This is a genomic window from Bradyrhizobium sp., from assembly GCF_004799405.1.
Classification (GTDB): Bacteria; Pseudomonadota; Alphaproteobacteria; order Rhizobiales; family Xanthobacteraceae; genus Bradyrhizobium.
The window spans coordinates 14,171-40,093 of record NZ_SSMW01000074.1 but is presented as its reverse complement, the minus strand read 5'-3'; the positions used below and the strand labels follow the sequence as shown (position 1 = coordinate 40,093).

Annotated in this window: 29 protein-coding genes and 1 pseudogene; 19 read left to right on the top strand and 11 right to left on the bottom strand. The window is 61.8% G+C overall.

The genetic code is table 11. The features are described from left to right. Nucleotides 1-52: 52 nt before the first annotated feature. Complete coding sequence (locus E7813_RS11455; protein WP_291573909.1) at nt 53-1,225, bottom strand: acetyl-CoA C-acetyltransferase; 1,173 nt, start codon at nt 1,223-1,225, stop codon at nt 53-55. Between the two features lie 149 nt (nt 1,226-1,374). Between E7813_RS11455 and E7813_RS11450 the strand changes: the two genes are divergently transcribed. The 6 genes from E7813_RS11450 (at nt 1,375) to E7813_RS11425 (ending at nt 7,409) form a co-directional block, all read left to right on the top strand. Beyond that, entirely contained in the window at nt 1,375-2,037 is a 663-nt protein-coding gene (locus tag E7813_RS11450) for a TetR family transcriptional regulator (RefSeq protein ID WP_291573907.1), read from the top strand. A gap of 76 nt (nt 2,038-2,113) precedes the next feature. Further along, nucleotides 2,114-2,872 carry an SDR family NAD(P)-dependent oxidoreductase gene (locus tag E7813_RS11445; protein ID WP_291573905.1) on the top strand — a complete coding sequence of 253 codons (759 nt, stop codon included), beginning with the start codon at nt 2,114-2,116 and terminating at the stop codon, nt 2,870-2,872. Between the two features lie 44 nt (nt 2,873-2,916). Next, the gene (locus E7813_RS11440) at nt 2,917-4,044 is read left to right on the top strand and encodes an acyl-CoA dehydrogenase family protein (RefSeq protein WP_291573902.1); all 1,128 of its coding nucleotides are present in this window, start codon (nt 2,917-2,919) and stop codon (nt 4,042-4,044) included. A 10-nt stretch (nt 4,045-4,054) separates the two neighbouring features. Continuing rightward, nucleotides 4,055-5,302 (top strand): acyl-CoA dehydrogenase, encoded by a 1,248-nt coding sequence (locus E7813_RS11435; RefSeq protein ID WP_291573900.1) that lies wholly within the window; start codon nt 4,055-4,057, stop codon nt 5,300-5,302. 137 nt (nt 5,303-5,439) lie between these two features. Beyond that, nucleotides 5,440-6,684, top strand: coding sequence for an acyl-CoA dehydrogenase (locus tag E7813_RS11430; RefSeq protein ID WP_291573899.1), 1,245 nt, complete (start codon nt 5,440-5,442; stop codon nt 6,682-6,684). A 2-nt stretch (nt 6,685-6,686) separates the two neighbouring features. Further along, the gene (locus E7813_RS11425; protein ID WP_291573897.1) at nt 6,687-7,409 is read left to right on the top strand and encodes a nitroreductase; all 723 of its coding nucleotides are present in this window, start codon (nt 6,687-6,689) and stop codon (nt 7,407-7,409) included. A gap of 81 nt (nt 7,410-7,490) precedes the next feature. On the opposite strand, the gene E7813_RS11420 is transcribed toward E7813_RS11425, so the two are convergent. Both E7813_RS11420 and E7813_RS11415 read right to left on the bottom strand, forming a co-directional pair. Further along, on the bottom strand, nt 7,491-8,276 hold the full coding sequence (locus tag E7813_RS11420) for an enoyl-CoA hydratase/isomerase family protein (RefSeq protein ID WP_291573894.1): 786 nt from the start codon (nt 8,274-8,276) through the stop codon (nt 7,491-7,493). Between the two features lie 14 nt (nt 8,277-8,290). Beyond that, the gene (locus E7813_RS11415) at nt 8,291-9,403 is read right to left on the bottom strand and encodes a cyclic nucleotide-gated ion channel (protein WP_291573892.1); all 1,113 of its coding nucleotides are present in this window, start codon (nt 9,401-9,403) and stop codon (nt 8,291-8,293) included. Nucleotides 9,404-9,628: 225 nt separating this feature from the next. Between E7813_RS11415 and E7813_RS11410 the strand changes: the two are divergent. Next, nucleotides 9,629-10,033, top strand: a pseudogene (locus tag E7813_RS11410) (DUF6537 domain-containing protein); the annotation flags it as partial. Between the two features lie 107 nt (nt 10,034-10,140). On the opposite strand, the gene E7813_RS11405 reads toward E7813_RS11410, so the two are convergent. Together E7813_RS11405 and E7813_RS11400 are read right to left on the bottom strand one after the other, a co-directional pair. After that, on the bottom strand, nt 10,141-11,682 hold the full coding sequence (locus E7813_RS11405) for a Do family serine endopeptidase (RefSeq protein WP_291573891.1): 1,542 nt from the start codon (nt 11,680-11,682) through the stop codon (nt 10,141-10,143). A gap of 59 nt (nt 11,683-11,741) precedes the next feature. After that, nucleotides 11,742-11,969 (bottom strand): hypothetical protein, encoded by a 228-nt coding sequence (locus E7813_RS11400; protein WP_291573890.1) that lies wholly within the window; start codon nt 11,967-11,969, stop codon nt 11,742-11,744. A gap of 493 nt (nt 11,970-12,462) precedes the next feature. Between E7813_RS11400 and E7813_RS11395 the strand changes: the two genes are divergently transcribed. The 3 genes from E7813_RS11395 to E7813_RS11385 all read left to right on the top strand — a co-directional run bounded on the left by E7813_RS11395 (nt 12,463) and on the right by E7813_RS11385 (nt 14,248). Continuing rightward, nucleotides 12,463-12,810, top strand: coding sequence for a DUF3307 domain-containing protein (locus E7813_RS11395; RefSeq protein WP_291573974.1), 348 nt, complete (start codon nt 12,463-12,465; stop codon nt 12,808-12,810). 19 nt (nt 12,811-12,829) lie between these two features. After that, the gene (locus tag E7813_RS11390) at nt 12,830-13,741 is read left to right on the top strand and encodes a haloalkane dehalogenase (protein WP_291573888.1); all 912 of its coding nucleotides are present in this window, start codon (nt 12,830-12,832) and stop codon (nt 13,739-13,741) included. A 99-nt stretch (nt 13,742-13,840) separates the two neighbouring features. Then, complete coding sequence (locus tag E7813_RS11385) at nt 13,841-14,248, top strand: hypothetical protein (RefSeq protein ID WP_291573885.1); 408 nt, start codon at nt 13,841-13,843, stop codon at nt 14,246-14,248. A gap of 38 nt (nt 14,249-14,286) precedes the next feature. On the opposite strand, the gene E7813_RS11380 is transcribed toward E7813_RS11385, so the two are convergent. Together E7813_RS11380 and E7813_RS11375 are read right to left on the bottom strand one after the other, a co-directional pair. After that, nucleotides 14,287-14,613, bottom strand: coding sequence for a YkgJ family cysteine cluster protein (locus tag E7813_RS11380; protein WP_291573881.1), 327 nt, complete (start codon nt 14,611-14,613; stop codon nt 14,287-14,289). Nucleotides 14,614-14,678: 65 nt separating this feature from the next. Continuing rightward, complete coding sequence (locus E7813_RS11375) at nt 14,679-15,377, bottom strand: YafY family protein (protein ID WP_291573854.1); 699 nt, start codon at nt 15,375-15,377, stop codon at nt 14,679-14,681. Nucleotides 15,378-15,485: 108 nt separating this feature from the next. Here E7813_RS11375 and E7813_RS11370 point away from each other — a divergent pair, with 108 nt between their 5' ends. Beyond that, complete coding sequence (locus E7813_RS11370) at nt 15,486-15,629, top strand: hypothetical protein (protein WP_291573852.1); 144 nt, start codon at nt 15,486-15,488, stop codon at nt 15,627-15,629. After that, complete coding sequence (locus tag E7813_RS11365; protein WP_291573850.1) at nt 15,626-16,354, top strand: glutathione S-transferase family protein; 729 nt, start codon at nt 15,626-15,628, stop codon at nt 16,352-16,354. Before E7813_RS11370 ends, E7813_RS11365 begins: the two co-directional genes overlap by 4 nt. 3 nt (nt 16,355-16,357) lie before the next feature. Here the strand turns inward: E7813_RS11365 and E7813_RS11360 are convergent, their stop codons facing one another. Next, the gene (locus tag E7813_RS11360) at nt 16,358-16,987 is read right to left on the bottom strand and encodes a pyridoxamine 5'-phosphate oxidase family protein (RefSeq protein WP_291573847.1); all 630 of its coding nucleotides are present in this window, start codon (nt 16,985-16,987) and stop codon (nt 16,358-16,360) included. A gap of 107 nt (nt 16,988-17,094) precedes the next feature. On the opposite strand from E7813_RS11360, the gene E7813_RS11355 reads away from it, so the two are divergent. Next, on the top strand, nt 17,095-17,994 hold the full coding sequence (locus E7813_RS11355) for a LysR family transcriptional regulator (protein ID WP_291573845.1): 900 nt from the start codon (nt 17,095-17,097) through the stop codon (nt 17,992-17,994). A 7-nt stretch (nt 17,995-18,001) separates the two neighbouring features. Here the strand turns inward: E7813_RS11355 and E7813_RS11350 are convergent, their stop codons facing one another. From E7813_RS11350 to pobA, 3 genes are all read right to left on the bottom strand, one after another. Then, a complete protein-coding gene (locus E7813_RS11350) occupies nt 18,002-18,421 on the bottom strand; it encodes a PaaI family thioesterase (RefSeq protein ID WP_291573843.1) in 420 nt (139 codons plus the stop codon). Between the two features lie 129 nt (nt 18,422-18,550). After that, nucleotides 18,551-19,129, bottom strand: coding sequence for a glutathione S-transferase family protein (locus tag E7813_RS11345; protein WP_291573841.1), 579 nt, complete (start codon nt 19,127-19,129; stop codon nt 18,551-18,553). A gap of 23 nt (nt 19,130-19,152) precedes the next feature. Continuing rightward, nucleotides 19,153-20,322: a 4-hydroxybenzoate 3-monooxygenase gene (gene pobA / locus E7813_RS11340; RefSeq protein WP_291573839.1), complete on the bottom strand. Its 1,170-nt coding sequence runs from the start codon at nt 20,320-20,322 to the stop codon at nt 19,153-19,155. A 137-nt stretch (nt 20,323-20,459) separates the two neighbouring features. Between pobA and E7813_RS11335 the strand changes: the two genes are divergently transcribed. The 6 genes from E7813_RS11335 to E7813_RS11310 all read left to right on the top strand — a co-directional run bounded on the left by E7813_RS11335 (nt 20,460) and on the right by E7813_RS11310 (nt 25,604). Next, on the top strand, nt 20,460-21,476 hold the full coding sequence (locus tag E7813_RS11335; RefSeq protein WP_291573973.1) for a TRAP transporter substrate-binding protein: 1,017 nt from the start codon (nt 20,460-20,462) through the stop codon (nt 21,474-21,476). A gap of 77 nt (nt 21,477-21,553) precedes the next feature. Further along, nucleotides 21,554-22,063, top strand: coding sequence for a TRAP transporter small permease (locus E7813_RS11330; RefSeq protein WP_291573838.1), 510 nt, complete (start codon nt 21,554-21,556; stop codon nt 22,061-22,063). 1 nt (nt 22,064) lies between these two features. Continuing rightward, nucleotides 22,065-23,381 carry a TRAP transporter permease gene (locus tag E7813_RS11325; protein WP_291573835.1) on the top strand — a complete coding sequence of 439 codons (1,317 nt, stop codon included), beginning with the start codon at nt 22,065-22,067 and terminating at the stop codon, nt 23,379-23,381. 10 nt (nt 23,382-23,391) lie between these two features. Then, nucleotides 23,392-23,850, top strand: a complete 459-nt coding sequence (locus tag E7813_RS11320; protein WP_291573832.1) for a DUF3237 domain-containing protein — start codon at nt 23,392-23,394, stop codon at nt 23,848-23,850. Nucleotides 23,851-24,120: 270 nt separating this feature from the next. Next, nucleotides 24,121-25,062 (top strand): hypothetical protein, encoded by a 942-nt coding sequence (locus E7813_RS11315; protein WP_291573830.1) that lies wholly within the window; start codon nt 24,121-24,123, stop codon nt 25,060-25,062. Further along, entirely contained in the window at nt 25,047-25,604 is a 558-nt protein-coding gene (locus tag E7813_RS11310; protein WP_291573828.1) for a hypothetical protein, read from the top strand. The genes E7813_RS11315 and E7813_RS11310 overlap by 16 nt, the downstream gene beginning before the upstream one ends. The last annotated feature ends 319 nt before the right edge of the window (nt 25,605-25,923 follow it).

Genomic DNA, 25,923 nt, shown 5'->3' with positions numbered 1-25,923 from the left:
CGCAAGGGGAGAAGGAAAGAGGCCGGGGACGACACCCGTTTGACTGTGCCGCCTACAGTCTTTCCACGATCGTCACATTGGCCATGCCGCCGCCTTCGCACATGGTCTGCAACCCGTAGCGCTTGTTGCGCTGCTTGAGCGCGTGAACCAGCGTCGTCATCAGCTTGGTGCCGGAGCCGCCGAGCGGATGACCGAGCGCAATGGCGCCGCCGTTGACGTTGAGACGTGAAGGATCGGCGCCGGTGGTCTTCAGCCACGCCGTCGGCACCGAGGCAAAGGCCTCGTTGACCTCGAACAGGTCAATGTCGCCGATCGACATGCCGGCCTTCTTCAGCGCACGCTCGGTGGCCGGAAGCGGAGCCTCCAGCATGATCACGGGATCGCCGCCCATCATGGTCATGTGATGGATCCGCGCCATTGGCGCGATGCCGAGCGACTTCAGCCCCTTCTCGTTGACGACCATCACGCCGGAGGCGCCGTCGCAGATCTGGCTGGCGCTGGCGGCGGTGAGCTTACCGTTCTCGGCGATCAGCTTGACGTTGCGGATGCCCTCGAGGCTGGCGTCGAAACGAATGCCTTCATCGATGTGATGGGTGTCGGTCGAACCGTCCGCGCGAGTGATCTGCAGCGGAATGATCTCGTCCCTGAACTTGCCGGCCTGGGTGGCGGCGATCGCACGCTGGTGGCTTTGATAGGCGTAGGTATCGAGTTCGTCTTTGGAGAGACCGTATTTCTCCGCCATCATTTCGGCGCCGGTGAACTGGCTGAACTGGATGTTGGGATAGCGCTTCTCGATGTTCGGGCTCTTGTAGTGGCCGAAACCGTTTTTCGCCGGCAGCGATGAGGCAAGTCCCATCGGCACCCGCGTCATCGATTCGACGCCGGCGGCGATCACGACATCCATGGTCCCGGACATGACCGCCTGGGCCGCGAAATGCAGCGCCTGCTGCGACGAGCCGCATTGGCGGTCGATCGAGGTGCCGGGCACGCTTTCGGGCAGTTTCGATGCCATGATCGCATTGCGCGCGATGTTGTTGGACTGCTCGCCGGCCTGCATCACGCAACCCATGATGACGTCTTCGATCTGGTCGGGATTGGCGCCCGAACGCTCGACCAGCGAATCCAGCACGGAAGCGGCGAGATCGGCCGGGTGCCATCCTGCGAGGCGTCCTCCCTTGCGGCCGCCGGCGGTGCGGGCGGCGGCGACGATATAAGCCTCGGCCATGTGCGTTCTCCCTGATTGTTCTTGGGTTCGGACTGGAAATGATGGGCCGGATTTAAGGGCTGAGGCAGGTTTTAGTCAATCAATCAATTAACTCTTGAGTACGGCTTGCGCATCGGGTTATCTGCGCGCCTGTCCCAGTCGGATTGTGCATGACGCAGTTGAATACCAGCGTACCGAGCAGGCTTCCGGGCGGCAAGAATTCCACCGCGGAGAAATTGCTGATCGCGGCGAGCGAATTGATGATCGAGCGTAACTCGATCGAGGTGTCCTTGAGCGACATCGCGCAGAAATCCGGCGTCAACTCGGCGCTGGTGAAATACCATTTCGGCAACAAGGACGGGCTGCTGCTGGCCTTGCTGGCACGCGATGCTGCCACCGAAGTGTCGCATCTGGAATATCTGCTGGCGCAGCCGATCACGCCGACCGAAAAACTGAGGCTTCATATCGCTGGCATCATCCGGGCCTATCGCCAGTTCCCCTATATGAACCGGCTGATCCATTATCTGCTGCATGAAAGCAGCACCGGGGCCGCCGACGAGGTATCGAAGTTCTTTGTGGCGCCGCTATTGGATTTCCACCGCCGCCTGCTGGCGGAAGGCATCAAAGCCGGCGAATTCCGCAACATCGATCCGGTGCTGTTCTACACCAGCCTGATCGGCGCCTGCGACCATCTGTTTTTCGGACGGCACGCGATGTCGCGCGCGATCGGCGTCGGTCCCGTCACCGACGAAGTCTGCCGGCAATATATCCGGCACATGGAAGCGCTGATTTGCGGAGGAATGTTGAAGGGGCGAGTGGCGAATAGCGAATAGGTACGGCGTTTCCTTGATCCATTGGCTACGCGTCATTCGTCGTACAGAAGAAAAGTTCAAAGGGAGGGATTGATCCATGCAGTTGAAAGATGTTGCCGTTCTCATCACGGGCGGGGGCTCCGGTCTTGGCGCCGCCACCGCGCGCGCCATGGCTGCCAAGGGTGCGAAAATCGCCGTGCTCGACCAGAGCAAGGAGAATGCCGAAAAGGTCGCGGCCGAGGTAAAGGGCGTTGCCATCCACGCCGACGTGACCAGTGAAGAGCAGGTCAAGGAGGGGATTGCGAAGGCGGAAGCCTCCCACGGCGTCGCCCGCGTGCTGATGAACTGCGCCGGCATCGGCGGCTCGCAGCGCATCGTCGGCAAGGATGGCGTCTATCCGCTGGCGAAATTCGTGCGCATCATCAACGTCAACCTGATCGGCACCTTCAACTGCCTGCGGCTGTTTGCCGAACGCCTGGTGACGGCGGAGCCGATCGGCGAAGAGCGCGGCGTCATCATCAACACCGCCAGCGTCGCGGCCTATGAAGGCCAGATCGGCCAGATCGCCTACGCCGCCTCGAAGGGCGGCGTGGTCGGTCTGACCCTTCCCGCGGCGCGCGACCTCGCCAGCCAGAAGATACGCGTCAACACCATCGCGCCGGGCCTGTTCCTGACGCCGCTGTTGATGGGGCTGAACGAGGAAGCGCGCAAGAGCCTCGGCGCGCAGGTGCCACATCCGGCGCGGCTTGGCGATGCCGCCGAATACGGCAACCTCGCGGTGCACATCGTGGAGAACGCGATGCTCAACGGCGAGACCATCCGCCTCGACGGCGCCATCCGCATGGCGCCAAGGTAGTTCGGTTCAACCGCTGACCGGTCAAGCAAAGGTAGTATCCCGCCATGAATTTCGATTTCTCCGACGACCAGAAGCAGCTGCGCGACGAGGCTCGCAAATATCTCGCCGAGAAATGTCCGCCCAAGGCGGTGCGCACCGTGCTTGACGGCAAGGAAGCCTACGACCGCGAATTGTGGAAGGGCCTCGCCGAGATGGGCTTTCTCGGCGTCGCGATCCCGGAAAAATTCGGCGGCGCGGGTGCGGGCCATCTGGAGCTCTGCGTAGTCGCCGAGGAGATGGGCCGCGCATTGGCGCCGGTGCCGTTTTCGTCGACGGTGTATCTGGCGGCGGAAGCGGTTTTGCTCGCGGGCAGCGAGTCGCAGCAGCAGAAATGGCTGCCTTTGATCGCGTCGGGTGGCGCGATCGGCACGCTGGCGCTATTCGAAGGCAACGGCAATCCGTCGCCGCAGGCGATCAAGCTCTCGGCCTCCGGCGGCAGCCTCAACGGCGTCAAGAAGCCGGTGCCTGACGGCGCGATCGCGGATTTTGCCATCGTCGCCGCGCGCACCGGATCGAGCGGACGCGAGACCGATGTCTCGCTGTTCCTGGTCGACATGAAGGCCGATGGCGTCGAAGCCAAAACATTGACCAATGTCGATCCCTCGCGCGGCCAGGCCGAACTCACTTTCAAGAACTGCAAGGCCGAGCCGCTCGGCCCGGCCAATGAAGGCTGGAGCATCCTGTCGCAGGTGCTCGACCGCGCTGCGGTCTTGATGGCGTTCGAGCAGGTCGGCGGCGCCGACCGCGCGCTGGAAATGGGCCGCGACTATGCGCTCGACCGCATCGCCTTCGGGCGGCCGATCGGCTCGTTCCAGGCGGTGAAGCATATGCTGGCCGACATGTATGTCTCGGCGACGTTGGCGCGCTCGAATTGCTATTACGGCGCCTGGGCGCTCTCGACCAACGCCTCCGAATTGCCGGAAGCCGCCGCCTCGGCCCGGATCAGCGCGACGCAGGCGTTCCAGCATTGCGCCAAGAACAACATCCAGGTCCACGGCGGGATGGGCTTCACCTGGGAATTCGACTGCCATATGTACTACCGGCGCGCCAACGCGACCGCGCTGACGCTCGGCAGCCTGTCTTATTGGGAAGACGCGCTGATCGACCGGATGCGCAAACGAAACGCGGCGTAAGGACACGCGAATGAACTTCGACGACACTCCGCAGGAGGCCGCGTTCCGCAGCGAGGCGAGGGCCTGGATCGCGGCGAATGCGCCCAAGCAATATGAGGAGGATTTGCGCAAATCCTCGCTCGGCCGCACCCAGCTTAAGGGCGCCAACATCCTCGAGGTCGCGAAAGCCTGGCAGAAGAAAAAGGCCGATGCCGGCTGGGCCTGCCTGCACTGGCCGAAGGAATACGGCGGGCGCGGCGCTACGCCGATCGAGCGCGTGATCTGGCAACAGGAGGAGGGCGCTTTCGGCAAGCTCAGCGGCATGTTCATCATCGGCCACGGCATGTGCGGGCCGACCATGATGGCCTTCGCCGGCGAAGACCAGAAACGAAAATACCTGCCGCCGCTGGCCTCGGGTGAAAAGATCTGGTGCCAGTTGTTTTCCGAACCCGCAGGGGGATCCGATGTCGCCGGACTTCGCACCCGCGCCGAGAAAAAGGGCGACGACTGGATCATCAACGGCCAGAAGATCTGGACTTCGGGAGCGCATTATTCCGACTACGGCATCCTGCTGACGCGCACCGATCCCAATGTGGCCAAGCACAAGGGACTCACCATGTTCTTCCTGGACATGAAAAGCCCCGGCGTCGAGATCAAGCCGATCAAGCAGGCCAACGGCCAGTCCGACTTCAACGAAGTCTATTTTACCGATGTCCGGATTCCCGACGCGCAACGGCTCGGCGAAGTCAATGACGGCTGGAACGTGTCGCTGACCACGCTGATGAACGAACGCATGTCGATCGGCGCCGGGGTTGCGACCGGCTTCCCGGAGCTGTTCGAGTTTTGCAGCAACCTGATGCTGGAAGATGGCCCGGCAATCGACGACCGCGGCGTGCGCTCGAAACTCGCCAACTGGGCGGTGAAGGCAAGCGGGCTGAAATACACCAGCATGCGCGCGATCTCGGCGCTGTCGAAGGGCGAGCGTCCAGGACCGGAGAATTCGATCGGCAAGCTGGTCGCGGGTTCGATGGTCCAGGATGTCGCGGCCTATGCGCTCGATCTGCAGGGCGCGGCCGGCGTGCTGAGCGGACCGGAGGATGCGGAAGCCGCCGGAAAATTTCAGGCGATGCTGCTGCGTGCGCCCGGCACCCGCGTCGAAGGCGGCACCGACGAGATCATGCGCAACATCATCGCCGAACGCGTGCTCGGCCTGCCCGGCGATATCAGGGTCGACAAGGACGTTCCGTTCAACAGGATACCGACGAAGGGACGGGAATAAGCACCGGCTCATCTTGAGGAGCCGCGCGAAGAGCGGCGTCTCGAAGGATGGAGCAAGCTCATGGTTCGAGACGGCGCAAGAGCGCCTCCTCACCATGAGGGCGAGAGAGATACGAGAATTCAAACGAGAGGTTCGCCATGAATTTCGATGACACCCCGCAGGAAGCCGCGTTCCGCGCCGAGGCCCGCCGATGGGTCGATGCCAACGCGCCCAAGCAATACGAGGCCGAACTGTCGAAGGCCTCGCTTGGCCGCATCCGGCTGCAGAAGGAGGAAATCGTCGAGGTCGGCAAGGCCTGGCAAAAGAAGAAAGCCGCCGCCGGCTGGGCCTGCCTGCACTGGCCCAAGGAATATGGCGGGCGCGGCGCCACCCCGATCGAGCGGGTGATCTGGCAGCAGGAAGAAGGCGTTTACGGCAAGCTGACGCAGCCGTTCCAGATCGGCGAGGGCATGTGCGGGCCGACCGTGATGGCCTACGGCAGCGAACAGCACAAACGCCATTATCTGCCGAAGCTCGCCTCCGGCGAGCAGATCTGGTGCCAGTTGTTTTCGGAGCCGGCCGGCGGATCGGACGTCGCAGGCCTTCGCACGCGCGCCGAGAAGAAGGGCGACAACTGGATCGTCAACGGCCAGAAAATCTGGACTTCCGGCGCGCACTATTCCGACTACGGCCTGCTGATCACCCGCACCGACCCCAATGTGCCCAAGCACAAGGGATTGACGATGTTCTTTCTCGACATGAAGAGCCCGGGTGTCGAAGTGCGTCCGATCAAGCAGGCCAACGGCATGCAGGAATTCAACGAGGTCTATTTTACCGACGTCATCATTCCGGACAGCCAGCGTCTCGGCGCGGTGGGCGACGGCTGGAACGTGTCACTGACCACGCTGATGAACGAGCGGATGTCGATCGGCGCGCGGCTGGCGACCGGCTTTCCCGAGATGTTCGATTTCTGCACCAACCTGATGACGGAGGACGGGCTTGCGATCGACGATCGCGCCACCCGTTCGAAGCTCGCCAGTTGGGCGGTGAAGGCGAGCGGGCTGAAATACACCAGCTACCGTGCGATCTCGGCGCTGTCCAAAGGCGAGCGTCCGGGTCCGGAAAATTCGATCGGCAAGCTGGTCGCGGGATCGATGCTGCAGGATATCGCGATGCATGCGATGGATCTGGAAGGCGCCGCCGGCGTCCTGACGGGTGCCGCGGAACAGCAGGCCAGCGGCCAGTTCCAGCAGATGCTGCTGAGCTCGCCGTCGATGCGTATTGCCGGCGGCACCGATGAAATCCTGCGCAACATCATCGCCGAGCGTGTGCTCGGACTGCCCGGCGACATCCGGGTCGACAAGGATGTGCCGTTCAACAAGATCCCGACCAAAGGGCGATGAACATGGCGGATGCGGCCACAAAGGCGCCGGTCAGCCGGCACAGCGTCGAGGAGCGGATCGGGGTGCTGGAGGAGTTGCTCGGCGAACGATATTCCTGCCGCGCGTTCCGGCCCGATCCGGTGCCGCGCGCCACCATCGAGCGCGTCCTGACGGCGGCGCAAAAGACCGCCTCATGGTGCAACAGCCAGCCGTGGCGGCTTGAAATCGCCTCGGGTGCCGCGACCAGGAAATTCCGGGATGCGATCTACGGCGCCGCCAGCAGCGGCAAGCCGAATTCGGGTGACTTTCCGTTTCCGCGCGAATATCGCGGTATCTATCTGGAGCGGCGGCGCGAAAGCGGCTTTCAGCTTTACAACTCGCTGGGCATTCCGCGCGGCGACAAGGCGGCGTACGCCAGGCAGGCGCTGCAGAACTTCAATTTCTTCGGTGCGCCGCATGTCGCCATCGTGCATACCGACGAGGCGCTTGGCGTTTACGGCGCGATCGATTGCGGCGGCTATGTCACGAGCTTCATGCTGGCCGCGCAGGCGCTCGGACTGGCTACCATACCGCAGGCGGCGCTGGCGTTTCATTCCGAACTGGTACGGAAGCATTTCGGTCTCGGCGACGACCGTCGGGTGGTGTGCGGCATTTCGTTCGGTTTTCCCGACCGCGACCACAAGGCCAACAGCTACAGGACTTCGCGCGCGAGCATTGCGGAGACGGTCACGTTTGTCGACGCGTAGTGTCGCGCGGAAGCTTGCATCGCCCCGCTCCCTCGCCCCGCGCTTCGCGGGGAGAGGTAAGAGAAGGGACGCTTGCGTCGATCAAAATTTCGGCGGACGTTTCTCGGCAAACGCCTTGATGCCTTCCTTGATCTCGGCGCTGTGCATGCTGTCTCGGGCGCGCCGGTCGGCGGCCTCTTCATCGAGCTTGCCGCGGGCAAATTCGTTGATCGCGCGCTTCATGCCGCGCATCGCCAGCGGCGCATTGCCGGCGAGAATGCCTGCGAGTTCATCGACCTCGGCGTCGAACGTCTCGGGAGGCGCCATCGCGGTGAGATAGCCGATCCGCAGCATTTCGCGCGCGTCGATCTTCTGCGCGGTGAGGAACAGTTTCTTGGCGTTGTCGGCGCCGAGCCGCGAAACGTAACGCCGGATGCCGCTCTTGTAGTAATGCAGCCCGAGCCTTGCCGCCGGCATGAACATTTCGCAGGTGTCGATGCCGATTCGGAAATCGCAGGCCAGCGCCAGGTCGGTCGAGCCGCCATAGACCCCGCCATTGAGCCGGCAGATGGTGGGAACGCTGAGATCCTCGAGCCGGTTGGCGACGACTTCAAACGCCGAGCCTGCGCTTTTCTCTTCCACCGCGCCGGTGGCGCGTTCGGCGACCGAGTTGAGGTCGTAGCCGGCGCTGAAGGCGCGACCGGTGCCGGTCAGCACCAGCACCCGGATCGCGGGATCGGCTTCGATCCGGTCGAACAGTTTCAGGAGTGCATCGAGATCGTCGGGCTGCAGCCGGTTGAGATGCTTCGGCCGGTTGAGGCGGATGGTGGCGCGCGCGCCGTCGAGCTCGAATACCGGCGTGCTCGCCGCCTCGGCCGCTTCCGGCATGGTTCTCTCCATTGTCAGTTATTTTCTTGCGCGCGCCGCTTGGCCTCGGCGTCGATGGTCTGGGCGAGATCGGGATGGCGCGCCATCAGCATGCGGAAGTCCACCAGATCGAGAACCAACAGCTTCGACACGCGCGTGGTGGTGATGCTGGCGGAGCGCAGATTGTTGCCGAGCAGCGCCATCTCGCCAAAGAACGCGCCTTCGCCCAATGGCACCTTCTTGCCGGGCAGGTCGACCTCGACTTCGCCGGCGGCGATGAAATACATGCAGTCGCCGGTCTGGCCCTTGCGGATGATCGTGGTGCGGGCTGGCAGATCCATGGTGCGCAGCATATGCGTCACGTCGGCGATCGCCGCTGGACCAAGGGCTGCGAAGAACGGCACCTTGCTGACCGACTCCCAGGTCTTGAGAAAATTGTCGCGGCGGGTTTCCGCGGCAAAGCCGGTGGCGAGAATACCGGTCCAGAGACCGAACACGCCGAGGCCGCAGATCATCACGACGGCCGCGACCAGCCGGCCGAGCGGCGTGATCGGCACCACGTCGCCATATCCCGTGGTGGTCAGCGTTGCGACCGCCCACCACAAGGCCGCCGGCACGCTGCCGAAGGCGACCGGCTGGGCGTCGCGTTCCAGATAATACACCGCCACCGAAGCCAGGAACAACACCATCAGGAAAATCACCAGCACGCTCAACAGCGGCCCGGATTCCAGCACCAGCACCCGGCGCAATTGCCGCAGTCCCGGAATTCCCGGGACCACCTTGAGCATCCAGAATACGCCCAGCAGCCAGGCCGTTTTGGGGTGGGTGCCAAGGACCATGGCAACCGGTACCGCGGCAGCCGCAATCGCGTCCACGAACCCGCGGATCGATAACGCGTATGCCCAGGTGCGTTGTGCTGCAAAGGCGTGGCGAAGCCGGACCACCCATTCGAACACGAAGAAAGCCAGGCAGGCCCACAACAGCGCATCGACCCAGTGATGCGCCGCCTCATAGGCCGGATCGACCGTGAGCAGGATCATCAGGGCGACGCCGGACGTGACGGCGACATAGGCCGCCCTGGTCATGTTGCGGCCGTTCGTTGCGGCCACAAATTGCTCCAAAGCGGGGAAAACAAGCGGCTTGGACATTGCGCGGCGGTGCCCGTCGATGAAAAAGGCCGGCTGCGGAAAGTTGCCCGCAGCTTCTCCGACAAAGTGCCCGGGTGGCGGCAGGCCGTCAACGACAGCCCGAAAACAGCGTTATCGCCGGGTCACAAAATCCGGCTTTTTGCGGCGCGCCGCAACCGGCGTTTCGACCGGGATTGGCTATAATCCCTGTCAAAACGCCACTTTGCCCCTCATGTCAAAGGCTCCTTCCGCCGTCTTCGCCGCCTGAAGGTCGAAGCATCGCTGCGGCGATGGCGGCTATTTTCGGTGCGCTATGACGATGAGCGGGCCTGGGTCGAACGCTGGCTGCGCATGATCGAGCGCAGCCTCACCAAACAGCCGGCGGCTGCATCTGCGATCGTGCAAACCGCGACCATGGTGCAAGGCTACGGCGATGCCCACCGGCTGGGGCTCGCCGACTGGCATCTGATGATCGACAACCTCGCCAAGCCGACCTTCAATGGTGCACTGCCGCTGGCCGATCTTGCCGGCGCGGTCGCCGAGGCGCGTGCCGCCGCGATGCCAGATCCGCGGCAGGTAGCGCTGAAGCGGAAGATTGATGAGATCAGGGCGCGGGTAACCTCCGCAGGCGGCAATGTTGCGGCGGGGTGAACGTCGATGGTTTTGTTCTCTCTGTAATGTCACAAGGGGACCGGATGGGAATCCGGTCCCCTTGTTGATCGATGCTGACATGATGGTTGGTCAGGCCGCGGCTCGCATCACCCCCTGGCCAGGGGTATCGCGACGAACCGGGTCGCATCTGCCGTTTTCACCCGCATCAAAACGCTGTGCGTGCCTTTGGCATCGGCTTCCTTGAGCGCCGCCCGGACGTCGCCCGGATTTGCGACCGCCTTGCCGCCAACGTCCAGAATGACATCGCCGGCCTGGAAGCCATGCTCGGCCGCCGGCCCTTCCGGATCGACGGCAGTTACGACCACGCCTCTCTGGCCCGAGCCTTCGACCTCGCTTGCCGGTGCGAGCCGCAGGCCGAGATGGGGCGTTTCGGCGGCGGTTTTGGACTGCCCGTCTTCCGCATTGGCCTGACGGTCGTTCGGCATTTCACCAAGGGTCAGCGTCATCGATTTCGCTTCGCCATTGCGCAGGACATCGAGCTTCACCGAGTTTCCGGGCGACATCATGCTGATGTTGCGGGCCAGATCGCGGGAGTCCTTGACCGGGGCGCCGTTAACCGCGGTGATGACGTCGCCGGCCTCGATGCCGGCCTTGGCCGCCGGACTGTTATCCTGCGGATTGTCCACGAGCGCGCCTCGGGCCTGCTTCATGCCGAGACTGCTGGCGATATCCGCCGTGACCGCCTGCACCTGCACGCCGAGCCAGCCGCGGGTGACGTAGCCCTTATCCTTGAGTTGAGCCACCACGAGCTTCGCGGTGCCGGCCGGAATGTCGAAGCCGATCCCGACCGAGCCGCCCGAGGGCGAGAAGATCACGGTGTTGACGCCGATGACGTTGCCGTTCATGTCGAAGGCAGGGCCGCCCGAATTGCCCTTGTTGATCGGGGCGTCGATCTGGACGTAATCGTCATAAGGTCCCGCGCCGATGTCGCGGCCGCGGGCAGAAACGATTCCGGCCGTGACGGTGCCGCCGAGGCCGAACGGATTGCCGACGGCGACCACCCAGTCACCGACGCGCGGCGGCTGGTCGGCGAACTTGACGTAACTGAAGTCCTTCTTGCCGTCGACCTTGATCAGCGCAAGATCGGTCTTCTTGTCGGTGCCGACGACCTTGGCCGTATAGATGGTGCCATCGTCCGCCGTCACCTGCACGGACTTGGCATGGTCGACGACATGGTTATTGGTGACGGCATAGCCGTCCGGCGAGATGAAAAAGCCGGAGCCCTCACCGGTGATGACCTGATGGCGCTCGGGCATTCCGTTGGGAATGCGGAAGCCGAACTGCCGCGAAAACTGGTCAAACGGTGTAGTGGATTGACCGGAATCGCCGTCCTGATCGTTTCGCTGCAGGATCGCTGCGTTGTCGCCGTTGTCGTCGATCTTGACGCGGACCGATATCACGGCCGGTTTGACCCTGGCGACGAGGTCGCCGAATCCCGCCGGGTTCTGCGTCATCTCGGCGGCCTGCGCCGATGCGCCCCATGACGGAAGATTGGACGGCCGGTATCCGCCCGGCCCGACCAGCAGCACGGCCATGCTGAGCCCGGTTACTGAAGCCAGCAGTGCGAGCCGGCGAGGTTTCAGAATTTTGCGCGGGGCGTGAGGCGGGATATTCGATTGATGGTCCATGATGGCATCTCCATGATTGAGTCCAGGATTCCCCTTGGCGCCAATATGGAGCACGCACATTACAAGGTCCTGTTCGGCCGATTAATCTTTTGAAAGAACGAAGCCGCGGATGAAATCTCGATTGCGCCGGAGATTCGCAGCACGGCGACCACGATGCCGGTCGAGGTTGCTGCCGCGATATCGTGAATGATCTTTAATGAAACATCTTGCGGCGACCTGCTGCGATCGACGCTGACCCGGGCGGTCATCGTCAGCGCGATGACCAATGTGGTCGCGTTCGGAAGCATGTGGTCGTCAAGCTACCCGGCGATGTCGAGCATGCCGATCGCGGACCGCGCCGCATCTGGAGCAAGCGGCAGAATAGGGCTTGCGCGCTCTGTCGAGGCAAATTCCCCATTTTGGGGGCGCTTCGCCATGCGGGCTCCCAGGGCCACCCAAGCGGGATCGTAAATATCTCAAAAAGAACGGTAATTTTCCGGTTTCGACCATATCCGCGCCCCGACGGTCCGCAAACCAAGCTCTCCCGCGGCCTGCATAGGACCATTGCGGCGGCTATCGCCGTTCGGCCACACCCGAAGTTTTTCCGGTTCCCAACAGGTGCATTCCGGTTCGGGAGGTGTCATAAATGGCCGATACAGGTCGAATTATCCGGATTTGAGTACGCTGACAGCCTAGATTCCCGTTCTCCTCGTGCCGTTCAAAGTCAGTCCAGCGAAGGCGTCAGCTTTGTCGTTACCCTCCATGTCGTCGTCGGTTCCGGTTGCCGCGCTGGTCGGGTGGATGCTTGTCCTGACGTTCAAGCATATCATCGCCGATTTCGTGCTGCAGAGTTCCTGGATGGCGCTCGGCAAGGATCAAAAGACCGGCTGGGCGCTGCCCTTGCTGGCGCATTGTCTCGTGCACCTGGCGCTGTCGCTGGCGCTGATCCTGATCATCGCGCCGCGATTTTGGTTCGTCGCTTTCATCGATTTTGCGATTCATATCACGGTCGATCGCGCCAAGGGCCTTTGCTCCTCCACGTTCGACGTGACGGTAGAGAACCCTTGGTTCTGGACACTGATCGGGGTCGACCAGGCGCTGCACCATCTCACCGGCTTCGGCCTGTCGATCTTCATGGCGGCGAATTGATCGCGCCGGCTTCACCCAAATGACCGAAACGCCGCTCACCAAAAAGACCGTCGATGTGCTGGGCGCGCGCATGGCCTATCACGAGCGCGGCGAGGGGGCGCCGGTGCTTTTTTTGCACGGCAACCCGACCTCGTCCTATCTGTGGCGCGACGTCATTCCCGAACTGCAAGGATGCGGCCGGCTGATCGCGTCGGATCTGATCGGGATGGGTGATTCCGCCAAGCTGCCAAATCCCGGTCCTGACACCTATCGCTTTACGACCCACCGGGACTATCTCGACGGCTTCATCGATGCGGTGATCGGCCGGACCGAGCCCGTCGTGCTCGTGGTGCACGACTGGGGCTCGGCGCTCGGTTTCGACTGGGCCAACCGTCACCGTAATCGTGTCCGTGGCATCGCCTACATGGAAGCGATCGTGCGGCCGATCGCCTCCTGGGACCAATGGAGTGCCGCTGCCACGCCGATCTTCCAGGGGTTTCGCTCCGACAAGGGCGAGGCGATGATCCTCGACCGCAACATGTTCGTTGAGCGGGTGCTGCCGGGCTCGGTGTTGCGGAAACTGACCGAGCCCGAGATGGCGGAATATCGCCGGCCCTTCATCCAGCGCGAGGATCGCTGGCCGACGCTGACCTGGCCGCGGCAGATCCCGATAGCAGGCGAGCCCGCCGATGTGGTGCAGATCGCGCAGGCCTATTCGCAATGGATGGCCGAAAGCGCCATGCCCAAGCTGTTCGTCAACGCCGAGCCCGGCGCGATCCTGACCGGTGCGTCGCGGGATTTCTGCCGGAGCTGGAAAAACCAGACCGAGGTAACGGTGCCGGGGTCGCACTTCATCCAGGAAGACTCCGGCCCGGCGATCGGCCGGGCGGTGGCCGCGTGGATGACGGCAAACGGACTCCAGGCCATGACGACGGCGCCCGCACCTGTCTGATTCGGCTGGCCTGCTCAAGGGGCCCGTTGGATTACCGGGACCCGTGGTTAACCTTTCGTTAGAGACTTGCGTTGCATCTTCCCGAAAGGGAGATTGCACATGTTTTCCAGCCGCGATGCCTATGAAAACGATTTCTGCCCGGTCCGGGATGAATTGCTTGGCGAAATGTACCGCGCCAACGAAAACGGCCTGCCCCGGCTGGTCGAGAGCGTCTCTTCCGATGTCCGGGCCATGCTGGCGTTGTTTTGCTATCGCAGAAGCCACCTGCACTCGCTGGCGCTGGCGATCGCGGCAAGCTGCAGCGAGCGCGAACTGATCCAGCTGGGCGGGCGCGTCGGTTCCACCCTCTATGCGCTCTCCCGCGAAGCGCCGGCCACCCGCACCCCGCCGTCATCGTCCTACAGCAATCGCAAGCCGATCACGCTCTCGACCAAGCCGCTGAGCACGTTCTCGCCGGTCGAAGATGAGCTTGACGACGAAAACCTCACGCAGGCCGTTACGGCGTAATTGTTCGCCGGCCTGTAAGCCGACCGTTTTTTACTATTCTACGCCACGCCCAGTGCCGGCAGCCCGTGCCGGCGCCGTGCCATGGTGCATTCGGAATCGCCGGGCATGCAGGTCCGGCAGACTTCGGGGCGGACGGCATAAATTCCGCACGAGGTCGCGATGCCGATCTCGCCTGATAGTGCCGAGCACCGTTCGCCGTCGCAGCGCATGCCCGACAATCTATCGTTGACGAATTTTTCCGGGATCAGTTCCAGCGCCGCATCGTCCTCGGTGGTGAACCGCGGCCAGTTCGATGAATACGAACAGCACGCGCCGCAAGCCTGGCACGGGCTTTCAGTGTCGATGGCGGGGTGTCCCTGTTCCATGCGTGCGGCTTAGCGCGGAATGAGGCGCGGGGCTATCACGGTTCTTGCCATCGGGGTTCCTGCCGTCAGGTATCCTTGGGAGCTTCCCACACCAGACTCCTGCGCCATTTGGCCCTCAGCAGGTCGCGCCGCTCGGGATATTTCTCCTCAAGATAGGCGGCGTCCACGACGCGGTCGGTCCGGAAGCTGCGAAAGTCCCGGCGCAGTTCGCACCATGCCGCCAGAATCCGCACCGCCTCGTGATAGCCGATGGCGACCGGCCAGATCGTGCGCTCGCTGTCGCGGCCGTGTTCGTCGCGATAGCGCAGCGTGATTTTTTTCCCTTCATGAATCTGCGCCCGGGTCCGTGCCATGTCGATGCGGTCGGGTTCACCCTGCCAGCCCGGGCGGGCGCGGCTGGCGGGTTCAAGCACGAAAGGTCTCAGCCGTTCGGGAACGGTGTCGGCGATTTTCGCAATCAGGTCCTGCGCGGCACGGGATAGCGCTGGATCGGCATGCCCCGAGACCCATTGCGCGCCGAGCACGGCCGCCTCGATCTCGTCAGGGGTGAGCATCAGCGGCGGCAGGTCGAATCCCTTCTCCAGAATATAGCCCATGCCGGCCTCGCCGCGGATCGGCACGCGCTGTCCGATCAGGGTCGCGATGTCGCGGTAGATCGTCCGCTTCGAGGTCTCAAGCTCGGCCGCGATCGCATCTGCCGTCAGCGGTTTGGCGGTGCGGCGGAGCACCTGAATGATCTGGAACAACCGGTCGGCGCGTCTCATGCAGCGTCTCGTTTGTGTGTTTTAGCGGCCGCCGTCCGATGCTGACAGCATGTTGGCAGCAGGGGGTCAGTATACCGCGACAACACTCCAACCAAGAGGATTTTGTCCATGATGATTCTGTACGGCCTCGATCTCTGGACGGCAATGTCGCCGCTGCTGACACCACGGTGGCAGCAGGGGATGGCTAGTCTGAAACGCCTGTTCAAGAAATCCGGCAAGAGATCGGGCAAGAAATCGGGAGAGCGGACGTGATCACCCTGTATGGCTTCGGCGCCGGATTCGGCCTGCCGGAAATCAGCCCTTTTGTGACCAAGACGGAAGTCCAGCTCAGGATGGCCGGCCTTGCCTATCGCAAGGAGAAGGCGATGCCGCCGGCCTCCCCCAAGGGACAACTGCCCTATATTGTCGATGAAGCGGATCGTGTTGCCGATTCCACCTTCATTCGCGCGCATATCGAAGGCAAATACGGCTTCGACTTCGACGCGCCGCTCAGCCTGCAGGCGCGTGCGCAAGCCTGGGCGTTCGAACGAATGATCGAACATCACATCTATTGGGCGCTGGTCGGAGCCCGCTGGATCGATCCCGATAACTTTGCCAAAGGGCCGACGCATTTCTTCGACGGTACACCCGAGCATGTCCGGGAAAAACTCCGCGAGGATGCGCAATTCCGCGTTGCAGAGAACTATCTGTTGAGCGGTCTTGGCCGCCACGCCCCGGACGAGGACATCGATCTTGCGATCCGCTCGTTGTTTGCGCTGTCGGTCCAGCTTGGCGACAAGCCGTATTTGATGGGGGACACGCCGTGCGGTACCGATGCCACCGCGTTCGGCGCGCTGGCCGGAATTCTGACGCCGTTCTTCACCTCGCAGTTGCGCGAGCGCACCGAACATTTCGGCAATCTCACGGCCTATGTCGATCGGATGATGCTTCAATACTATCCGGACTTCGCCTGGGCCCCGTTGCGACAGGCCGCCTGAACCTCAGTGGCCTGCGGAGGGCAGGTCTTTCAACGTCGCCAGTTCCGCCTCGAGTTCGGCGATCCGCGCATCGCGCGCGGCCAGCGCCGCCGCGACATCGGCGGCGTCGAATTTCTGCGGGATATGTTGCGGGCAGTTGGTGTCCCACGCCGAAATCCCGAACAGGATCACCTGTTCGGGCCGCGCCTTGTAGCCTTGCGGCATCAGCGATTGCAGCAGCGCCGGATCGTCATCGACCACGCGCGCCTCGCCCCAGATCTTGACGCGGCGGCGATGGGCATAATCCATCAGGAAAATGCAGGCCTTCGGGTTTTCGGTGAGATTGCCCTGAGTGATGTATTGCCGGTTGCCGCTGTAATCGGCGAACGCCAGCGTGTTCCTGTCCAGCACCTTGATGAAGCCCTTCGGTCCGCCGCGATGCTGGATATAGGGCTGTCCGTCGGCCGTCGCGGTCGCCATGAACAGGCTGTCCTGTGTGGCGAGAAACGCGGCAAGGTCGGCGTCGACCTCGGTGCGCCAGCCGCCGTTCTGCTCGACCCCTGCATAGGCAAGGCGAGACCCTTTGCGGGTCTGAACAGCTTTCACCGCCGGGGTGAAGGCCACATCACTGGAAGAGCTGTGAATGTCTGGCATCGGAAAATCTCCGGCTGGACGGTGTCGGCCTTGGAAGTGGGCCTTTTTCCAAATTCGTGCAATCCTTTCGATTGACACTTGATAATTGCAATATATGAAATAATGCCATGGACCGTATCGATGCCATGCAGGCCTTTGCCACGGTGGCCGATCTCCGGGGTTTTGCGCCGGCGGCGCGCAAGCTCGGGCTGTCGCCTTCCGGCGTGACCCGGCTGGTGGCCGCGCTCGAAGACCATCTCGGCGCCCGGCTGCTGCAACGGACCACCCGCTCGGTGACGCTGACCGATGTGGGCGCGCGCTATCTCGAGCGGATCAGGCGCATTCTTGCCGACCTTGAGGAAGCCGAGGAATCGGCGCAGGAGGAGCGCCGGCGGCCAAGCGGGCGGCTGTCGGTCTCGGCGCCGATCGGATTTGGACGGCTCCATGTCAGCCCGCTGATGTCGGCCTATCTCAAGCGCTATCCGGAAGTTAGCGGTGAACTGCGGCTGTCGGATCGCATGATCAACCTGGTGGAAGACGGCGTCGATCTCGCGGTCAGGATCGGGCACCTCGCCGATTCCAGCCTGGTGGCGCGCCAGCTCGGCGAGATGCGGCGGATCGTGGTCGCCTCAACGGGCTATCTCAAGCAGCGCGGCGAGCCGAAAACGCCCGGGGCAATCGCCTCGCACGCGACGATTCAATTTGGCGCCATGACCGCGCCGCCGGACTGGCGTTTTGTCGAGGGTGGCCGCGAGATTCGGGTGGCGTCCACGCCGCGTTTCATCACCAACAGCGCGGATGCCGCGATCCAGTATGCCGAGCAGGATGGCGGCCTGACCCGGGTGATGGCCTATCAGGCGGCCGCCTCGATCAAGGCCGGCCGGCTCAAGATCGTCCTGGCAAAATTCGAGCAGCCTCCGCTGCCGATCCACATCGTCTATCCGACCTCGCGGCTGTTGTCGGCCAAGGTGCGCACCTTCATCGATCTCGCGGTGGAGCTCAGCGACTGGCATTTCGGCGGGCGATAGGCCCGTATCATTGCTTCTTGGGCACCACCCGGAACGTCGCATTGGCGCGCGCGATCACGACGTCATCGGCTTTTATCAGGCTTTGCGCGAAACAGATCGTGCTGCCGGTCTTGATCACGTCGGTCTCTACCGTGAGCCATTGTCCGACCTGGGCGCTGCTGATGTAATCGACTGACATGCTGACCGTTACCAGCGAAGAGGCGCCGCGCATCTTGCGGCCGCAGCTGTGTCCCATCGCCTTGTCCGCCAGCGCTGCGATCAACCCGCCGTGGGCGAACCCGCGCGCATTGGTATGCGGCGAGGCGAGCCGCAAGCCCAGGATGATCGCCTCGGGCGTCAGCTTCGAATAGATAGGCTCCCACGGGTCGGTGAGTGGAATGCGCCGGGTCTGGCGTTCGAAGCCTGCGGGGATATCGTTGTCGGTCATGTCAACGGGCTCGCGTGTTGGAGATGCGTTTTCGCTATTGAACGCGATCCACAAGCCAAATGCACCGCTTACAAAGTTTAAAGCGCTATTTCAGCGGTTGTTTGAAACCGTTACAGCACGGCATGTTGATCAAGCCGGCAGTTCGTACCCGACCGCGGTTTCAATCTCGATGGTCCGCTGCACCGCCGGCCGGGCCATCATGCGCGCGTAATGCGCAGTCAGGTTCGGAAATTCCTCGGGCGCGGGCCTGAGCGAATTGGCGAGCCGCCAGTACAGCCGGAACAGGTGGATATCGGCGATCGAATAGCGCCCCAGCGCCCACCCGTTTCCCAGGCGCTTGTCGGCAATGCCGTAGACTCCCTTGGCGTATTCCAATCCGTGCCGGCGTGCCGGATGCAGCGTGGAGGCAATGAACGACATCCACGACAGCGCCTGCGCATCGGCCTCAAGATCGTCTCGCGGCAGCAACTCCGCATCCGGAAAACGCTTGGCGAGATAATAGAGGATCGCGGCAACTTCGGTGAGCGGGCGCCCGTCGACGACAAGCGTGGGGACCTTGCCTTCCGGATTGAGTGCAAGATAATCCGGCCTGCGCAGGTCGTTATTCCTGAACGACATCGGCTTGCCTTCAAAGGGTACGCCGATCTCGTGCAGCGCGATGTGCACCGCCATCGAACTTGAGCCCGGCGCGAAGTAGAGAGTGAGCATCACTTCCTCGCAACGACGGCTGCCTAATACGGCAGTCCGACATAATTCTCCGACAAGGATGCCGTCGCCGCCTTCGAGTTCACGAGATAATCCAGCTCCGCAAGCTGAATCCGCGCGCCGAAACCTTCGGTGTCCGGAAACCGATGCAGTATCGAGGTCATCCACCAGGAAAAGCGCACCGCTTTCCAGACCCGCGCCAGCGCCTTTGCGGAATAGCCGTCGATCCCGGCGGAAGACTTCCCGGCGTAGTATTCGCGCAAGGCGGCGGCGAGATAATGCACGTCGCTGGCGGCGAGGTTGAGGCCCTTGGCGCCGGTCGGCGGCACGATATGGGCGGCGTCGCCGGCGAGGAACATCCGCCCGAACCGCATCGGCTCGGTGACGAAGCTGCGCAATGGCGCGATGCTTTTTTCGATCGAAGGCCCGGCGACCAGATTGTCCACCGCCTTTTGATCCAGCCGCCGCTTCAATTCATCCCAGAATCGTTCGTCCGGCCATTGATCGATGTGATCGTCGAGCGGACATTGCAGGTAATAGCGGCTGCGATGCATCGATCGCATGGTGCAAAGCGAAAATCCCCTGGCGTGGTTGGTGTAGATCAATTCTTGGCTGACCGGCGGCGTCTCCGACAGGATCCCGAGCCAGCCGAACGGATAGACCCGTTCGAACGTCTCGATCGCCGAAGGCTTGACGCTGGCGCGGCTGACGCCGTGAAAGCCGTCGCAGCCGGCGATGAAATCGCAGGCAATCTCGTGCGTCACGCCGTCCTTGGCGTAAGTGACGCGCGGATGGTCGGTGTCGAAATCATGCGGCTGGACGTCGGCGGCTTCATAGACCGCGGTGAGACCGGCGGCGCGGCGCGCGTTCATCAGGTCGAGCGTCACTTCGGTCTGGCCATAGATCATCACCGTCTTGCCGGTGGCGGCCTTCATGTCGATGCGATGACGCGCGCCGCCAAACGCCAATTCGACGCCATGGTGAACCAGGCCCTCGCGGTGGGCGCGCGCGCCGGCGCCGACTTCATCGAGCAGCGCCACCGTTCCTTCCTCGAGCAGTCCGGCGCGGATGCGGCCGAGCACGTAATCCGGCGTCTGGCGCTCCAGAATGACGTTGTCGATTCCGCTTTTGTGAAGCAGTTGCCCCAGCAGCAATCCCGCCGGCCCCGCGCCAATGATTGCTACTTTTGTCCGCAATACTTGCTCCCCTGGATGTTATAGGCTTGAACGTAAGTTGCGGACGTGGCCGCAGCTGCTTGCAATGATAATTATATCATATAACAATATCCGCAAAGGGACATTAAAGCCCTGATATCGCGAGGGAGAAGATGTCGATGAGGAAAACGTTGTTGGCGTTGCTGTTGGCCGCCAGTGTGACGCCTGCGCTCGCGCAGGAAAAGACCTTCGAGCTGAAACTGTCGCATTGGGTGCCGGCCTCGCATCCGTTGCAAAAGGCGCTGGAAGACTGGGGCGCCGCGGTGGAGAAGGCGTCTGGCGGCACCATTACCTACAAGGTTTATCCCGCCCAGCAGCTTGGCAAGGCTTTCGACCACTATGACATGGCGCGCGACGGTATCGCCGACGTTACCTACGTCAATCCGGGTTATCAGCCCGGCCGTTTCCCGATCATCGGCGCCGGCGAATTGCCGTTCCTGATGTCGGACGCCAAGGGCGGCTCGATGGGGCTCGACGCCTGGTACCGGAAATATGCCGAGACCGAGATGAAGGACGTCAAGTTCTGCCTGGCGTTTATCCATTCGCCGTCCTCGTTTCATTCGCGCACCAAGAAAATCGTGGTGCCGGATGATATCAAGGGCATGAAGGTCCGTCCTGCCGACGCCACGATCGCGAATTTCGTGACGCTGCTTGGGGGCACCAATGTGCAATCCTCGGCGCCGGAGGTCCGCGACATCATCGAGCGCGGCGTTGCCGACGCCGTCACCTTCCCGTGGGGATCGCTGGTGCTGTTCGGCATCGACAAGGTGACGAAATATCACATGGACGCGCCGCTGTACGTCACGACCTTCGCCTTCGTGATGAACAAGGACAAATACAACCAGATGTCCGACCGGCAGAAGAAAGCAATCGACGACAACTGCAACACCGAAGCCGCCGGCCGCGTCGGAGAACCCTGGGGCAAGTTTGAAGACGCCGGTATCGACAAGGTGAAGGCGGAGGAAGGGCACGAAGTCTACAAGCTGACAGCGGAGCAGACGGCGTCGTGGAAGAAGGCCGCCGAGCCGCTGGTCAAGACCTGGGCTGAAGGCGTCAAGGCCAAAGGCGTCGATCCGGACGCGGCGCTGGCCGAATTGCGTGCGTCGCTCACCAAGTACAACGCTTTGGCGCAGTAGAGTTTGCAACCGATCGATGCGGCGGCGGGATCGCCCGCCGCCGTCTTTCCTGCCATCGTCAGCCGTCCGGAGCGGGCATGAATCGCGCTTCTATGGATCGTTTCATCGACACGATCGAATGGATCGCCGCCGGCTTCGTCGGGCTTGTCGCCGCCAACATCTTCCTGGCCGTTATTCTGCGCAATACTTTCAACTATGCGATCCCGGATTCGTTCGATATCGGACGCATGCTGCTCGGCATCCTGATCTTCTGGGGCATCGCCGCCACCAGCTATCGCGGCGGGCACATCACGGTCGACCTGATCTGGGCCAATGTCGGTCCGAAATACCAGCGCATGATCGACGTGTTCGCGACCCTGGTGCTGCTGTTCGTGGTGACGGTGCAGACTTATACGCTGTTCGACAAGGTGCGAGGCACCTATAACGACAATGTCCTCACTTTCGAGATGCACATGCCGAACTGGCCGTTCTTTGCGGTGGCATGGGCCGGCGATGTCTCGGCGGTGCTGCTGATCGCGATCCGCACCTATCGCCTGATTTTCAATCCGGAGGCGATGCACGACCCCAAGGTCAAGGGCACGGAATAGCATGAGCACCGACGCCGTCGCCGTCCTCGGCTTCGTCACCCTGTTTGCGCTGATGCTGCTGCGGGTGCCGGTGGGCATGGCGATGGGCCTCGTCGGCGTCTCCGGATTCGGCTACCTGGTCGGGTTCTCGCCCGCGCTCAAGCTGGTCGGCCAGACCTCGATGCGTACGGTGACGGATTATACCTTCGGTGTGATTCCAATGTTCCTGCTGATGGGGACATTCGTCAGCAATTCCGGCATGAGCCGCGAACTGTTCCGCGCCGCCAACGGCTTTGTCGGACATCTGCGCGGCGGGTTGGGCATTGCCACCGTCGCAGCCTGCGGCGGCTTTGCCGCCATCTGCGGCTCCTCGGTGGCAACCGCCGCGACCTTTTCGGCCGTGGCCTATCCGGAAATGCGCCGGTTCGGCTATCCGCAATCCTTTGCCACCGGCGTGATCGCGGCCGGCGGCACCCTGGGCGCGATGCTGCCGCCATCGACGGTGCTGGCGGTGTACGGCATCATCACCGAGCAGGACATCGGCAAGCTGTTCATGGCCGGCATCATTCCGGGCATTCTCGCCATGACCATGTACATGATGACCATCACGCTGATCGGTTACGTCCGGCCGGGTTTTCTGCCAACCGGACCGCAGACCACATGGCGCGAGCGGTTTGCCGGGCTGAAGGATATCTGGGCGCCGGTGCTGCTGTTCGTGTTCGTCATCGGCGGACTCTATGGCCTGCCATTTCTGCCGCGCTTCACTCCGACCGAAGCCGGCGGCGTCGGTGCCACCGGCGCGTTCCTGATCGGCGTGATGACCGGACGGCTCGACCGCGAAAAGATTCTCGCTTCGCTGCTGCAGGCGACCCGCACCGCCGCCGCCGTGTTCACGGTGCTGATCGGCGCGTTGATCTTCGGCTATTTCCTCACGGTGACGCAAACCCCGCAAAAGGTCACCGAATTTCTCACCGGCCTCGGTCTCGGCAGCTACGGCGTGCTTGCCCTGATCATGGTGATGTACCTGGTGCTCGGCTGCCTGATGGACGCGATGGCGATGATCATCCTGACGGTGCCGATCATCTTTCCCGTGATCTCGCATCTTGGCTTCGACCCGATCTGGTTCGGCGTCATCATCGTGATGACGGTGGAACTCGGCCTGATCCATCCGCCGGTCGGAATGAACGTCTTCGTCATCAAGAGCGTGGTCAAGGACGTGTCGTTTGCGACAATCTTCAGGGGCGTGATCCCGTTCGTGGCGACCGATCTGGTTCGGCTGGTGATCCTGATCGCGTTTCCGGTATTGGCGACCTGGTTGCCGCAGCACATGCTGAGATAGGGGGTTCCCGATGACGCCGCAGCTTTCGACCCGATATGTCTTCACCATCACCGCCCGGATCGGCGAGGTGACGTCGGCCGGCGATATCGGGCACGGCGTGCGCCGGATCATCCCCATCATCGGCGGCGAGGTGAGCGGCGAAATCACCGGCAAGGTCTGTGCGTTCGGCGCGGACTTCCAGATCATCCGCCCCAACGAGTTGATCGAACTCGAGGCGAAATACGCCTTCGAGACCGACGATGGCGCGGTGGTCTATATCGAGAACAAGGGACTTCGCTTCGGCCCGGTCGAACTGTTGCAGCGGCTCAAGCGCGGCGAGCCGGTCGATCCCAAGCTGATCTATTTCCGCACAGCGCCGCGTTTTGAGACCGGCAGCGCGAGGTACCGCTGGCTGATGGAGAACTTGTTCATCGGCTCGGCCGCGCGCCACGCCGACCGCGTCGTGATCGACGTGCATCAGGTGCTGTGAGGTTTCATTTCCTTCTCTGCTTCTCCCCTCCCTCCGCGAAGCGGCGGGGAGGGGTCGGGGGTGGGGGGTCGCGCCGCAAGCTGACGAACTGCATCACGACCCTGCAATTTCTTCCGCCAAATGAGCGAGTGCAAAAGGCCATCGAAAGGGTTCGTGCCGACGTTAATGAATTGGTCCGCACTCCACCGAAGTCGCTACGAGCACTCAGGGGTGTCGAAGGACGAAGTGCGCTTGTGTACTTCTCGGAACTGCGCATGATATGAACGATATATGGCTGCCCGAACTTCGCAGGTCGACGCTGGTCTAAAATATCCGCCAATTGCATGGGAGCTTTTGGGAGGAACACTCTTTCTGTTATTTGCATTTTCGAGAAGCAGTTTTGTTTCCAAGTTCCTCAATAGCGATAACTTATTGATCGTTGACTGGACTAACCACGTATTCTTCGATCGATACAATTGGCAGGAATTTCAGTTTCCCACGGCGCCGAGCCTGTTTCCAGACTTTCTGACGTCCGTGCCTGTACAGTTGATCACGGGTTCCTGGCGTGCGGCTATCTTCGTTGGAGCAGCGGTTTGGTTTTGCACTTTGCTATACGGCTGCGGCACCGTTTTAAGTGGCATCACCAATCTTTCGGCTCGCGAAGCGGTCTCCGCGGTATGGCTGGTGACACTGGTTCTTATGATTGTTGAGATGGCAAAATCTGGTGGCGGACGACACATCCTTACGCTACAGCCGATAACGCATGGGGGTGCGTTCATTGTTTCGATTCTGGCCGCAATCCTCGTCCACAATTTAAGGAGGGCATTCAGTTGGTTACGAATCGGGGTCTTATGTCTCGTTTGCTGCATGATTGTATTGTCAGATCGCATCTTCGTTTTTTATTTTGTGGCCCCGATGTTGTTGGTTCTCCTCATTCGAGGACCGCATGATCGTCAGGGACTCGCACCCATCGGCTCAATTGTGCTTGGTACTATTGTTGGCTGGTTCTTAGCTGACTTATTGCCACATCAGCAGCCACTTCCCCGAATAGAGTTTTCTAATATTACTACTCGCGTGATGCTATTCGCGAGCCAAGTTGATGCATCAACGTTTGTTGGAACAATTACGCCAGCGATCGTGTTTTGCGTGCGGTTCCAATTTTGTACTTGCGTAACCGGCAATCAGTCAGTTTCTATTGGATGTTTGGCGCCGCCTCGATGCTGGCTGCAATAACTTTGACAGTTGGATTTTTGTACGAGGGTCGCGGCTCGTATCGATATCTCACTCCCTTGATTTGGTGGCCGGTCATCTTTGGGGCCGCCGCCGTTACCGCAGTACTTTTTACGCGTTATCGCGGCGTGTTGGCGCTTTTCTCTTGGTCAAGCGTTGCCGTACCGGTCGCACTGATCCTCCATACAGGCGTCGCGCCAAACGGATCGTTGTGGAATATTAACGATTCAACTTGTGTTTCAGATCTTGGTTTACGTGACGGCTTGGCGGGATTTTGGCAGGCGCGGCGGATCGAAGTCATGAGCGACTGGAAATATCAGATTGATCCGATCACGCCGGATGGAAAAGCCCTTTTTTGGGGAAATGACCTTGCAAGATATCGGGAGAGCCGCTTTGATTTATCGCGCCGGCCTGCTTATCGGTTCGTGGTAATGACCGATCTTGACCCTCAAAGCATTATTGATCAATTCGGTGAGCCAAACGAAAAACGTTCTTGTGGCCTACGGAGTGTCTGGGTCTACGATCAAGACATTGTGGTCCGCTAACGATCACTTGAAACAGATCGTGGATGCGCGGAACATCAGCATTGTACCAACCCTCCAGAGTTGCCTCACCTGCGCCTTGAGCGGACGTCACTACATCGACTTTTAAAATCGGGCAAAGGTCAAAATCGGCCTATTTCATCGTTATCACTATACCCTCCCTGGAAGGGGAGGGTCGACGCTCATGAAATGAGCGGCGGGATGGGGTGAAGGTCGCTCGCTTTGAACGGTGCGCGCTTTGAGCGACTGTCACCCCACCCCGTTTCGCTTTCGCGGAGTTTATCATCGGGCGGCACTTCGCGCCGACCCGTTGGCTCATGCG

Coding starts and splice junctions, on each gene's coding strand:
- E7813_RS11455 (WP_291573909.1), bottom strand. CDS start 1,225: ATGGCCGAGGCTTATATCGTCGCCGCCGCCCGCACCGCCGGCGGCCGC.
- E7813_RS11450 (WP_291573907.1), top strand. CDS start 1,375: ATGACGCAGTTGAATACCAGCGTACCGAGCAGGCTTCCGGGCGGCAAG.
- E7813_RS11445 (WP_291573905.1), top strand. CDS start 2,114: ATGCAGTTGAAAGATGTTGCCGTTCTCATCACGGGCGGGGGCTCCGGT.
- E7813_RS11440 (WP_291573902.1), top strand. CDS start 2,917: ATGAATTTCGATTTCTCCGACGACCAGAAGCAGCTGCGCGACGAGGCT.
- E7813_RS11435 (WP_291573900.1), top strand. CDS start 4,055: ATGAACTTCGACGACACTCCGCAGGAGGCCGCGTTCCGCAGCGAGGCG.
- E7813_RS11430 (WP_291573899.1), top strand. CDS start 5,440: ATGAATTTCGATGACACCCCGCAGGAAGCCGCGTTCCGCGCCGAGGCC.
- E7813_RS11425 (WP_291573897.1), top strand. CDS start 6,687: ATGGCGGATGCGGCCACAAAGGCGCCGGTCAGCCGGCACAGCGTCGAG.
- E7813_RS11420 (WP_291573894.1), bottom strand. CDS start 8,276: ATGCCGGAAGCGGCCGAGGCGGCGAGCACGCCGGTATTCGAGCTCGAC.
- E7813_RS11415 (WP_291573892.1), bottom strand. CDS start 9,403: ATGTCCAAGCCGCTTGTTTTCCCCGCTTTGGAGCAATTTGTGGCCGCA.
- E7813_RS11405 (WP_291573891.1), bottom strand. CDS start 11,682: ATGGACCATCAATCGAATATCCCGCCTCACGCCCCGCGCAAAATTCTG.
- E7813_RS11400 (WP_291573890.1), bottom strand. CDS start 11,969: ATGCTTCCGAACGCGACCACATTGGTCATCGCGCTGACGATGACCGCC.
- E7813_RS11395 (WP_291573974.1), top strand. CDS start 12,463: ATGCTTGTCCTGACGTTCAAGCATATCATCGCCGATTTCGTGCTGCAG.
- E7813_RS11390 (WP_291573888.1), top strand. CDS start 12,830: ATGACCGAAACGCCGCTCACCAAAAAGACCGTCGATGTGCTGGGCGCG.
- E7813_RS11385 (WP_291573885.1), top strand. CDS start 13,841: ATGTTTTCCAGCCGCGATGCCTATGAAAACGATTTCTGCCCGGTCCGG.
- E7813_RS11380 (WP_291573881.1), bottom strand. CDS start 14,613: ATGGAACAGGGACACCCCGCCATCGACACTGAAAGCCCGTGCCAGGCT.
- E7813_RS11375 (WP_291573854.1), bottom strand. CDS start 15,377: ATGAGACGCGCCGACCGGTTGTTCCAGATCATTCAGGTGCTCCGCCGC.
- E7813_RS11370 (WP_291573852.1), top strand. CDS start 15,486: ATGATGATTCTGTACGGCCTCGATCTCTGGACGGCAATGTCGCCGCTG.
- E7813_RS11360 (WP_291573847.1), bottom strand. CDS start 16,987: ATGCCAGACATTCACAGCTCTTCCAGTGATGTGGCCTTCACCCCGGCG.
- E7813_RS11355 (WP_291573845.1), top strand. CDS start 17,095: ATGGACCGTATCGATGCCATGCAGGCCTTTGCCACGGTGGCCGATCTC.
- E7813_RS11350 (WP_291573843.1), bottom strand. CDS start 18,421: ATGACCGACAACGATATCCCCGCAGGCTTCGAACGCCAGACCCGGCGC.
- E7813_RS11345 (WP_291573841.1), bottom strand. CDS start 19,129: ATGCTCACTCTCTACTTCGCGCCGGGCTCAAGTTCGATGGCGGTGCAC.
- E7813_RS11335 (WP_291573973.1), top strand. CDS start 20,460: ATGAGGAAAACGTTGTTGGCGTTGCTGTTGGCCGCCAGTGTGACGCCT.
- E7813_RS11330 (WP_291573838.1), top strand. CDS start 21,554: ATGAATCGCGCTTCTATGGATCGTTTCATCGACACGATCGAATGGATC.
- E7813_RS11325 (WP_291573835.1), top strand. CDS start 22,065: ATGAGCACCGACGCCGTCGCCGTCCTCGGCTTCGTCACCCTGTTTGCG.
- E7813_RS11320 (WP_291573832.1), top strand. CDS start 23,392: ATGACGCCGCAGCTTTCGACCCGATATGTCTTCACCATCACCGCCCGG.
- E7813_RS11315 (WP_291573830.1), top strand. CDS start 24,121: ATGGCTGCCCGAACTTCGCAGGTCGACGCTGGTCTAAAATATCCGCCA.
- E7813_RS11310 (WP_291573828.1), top strand. CDS start 25,047: ATGCTGGCTGCAATAACTTTGACAGTTGGATTTTTGTACGAGGGTCGC.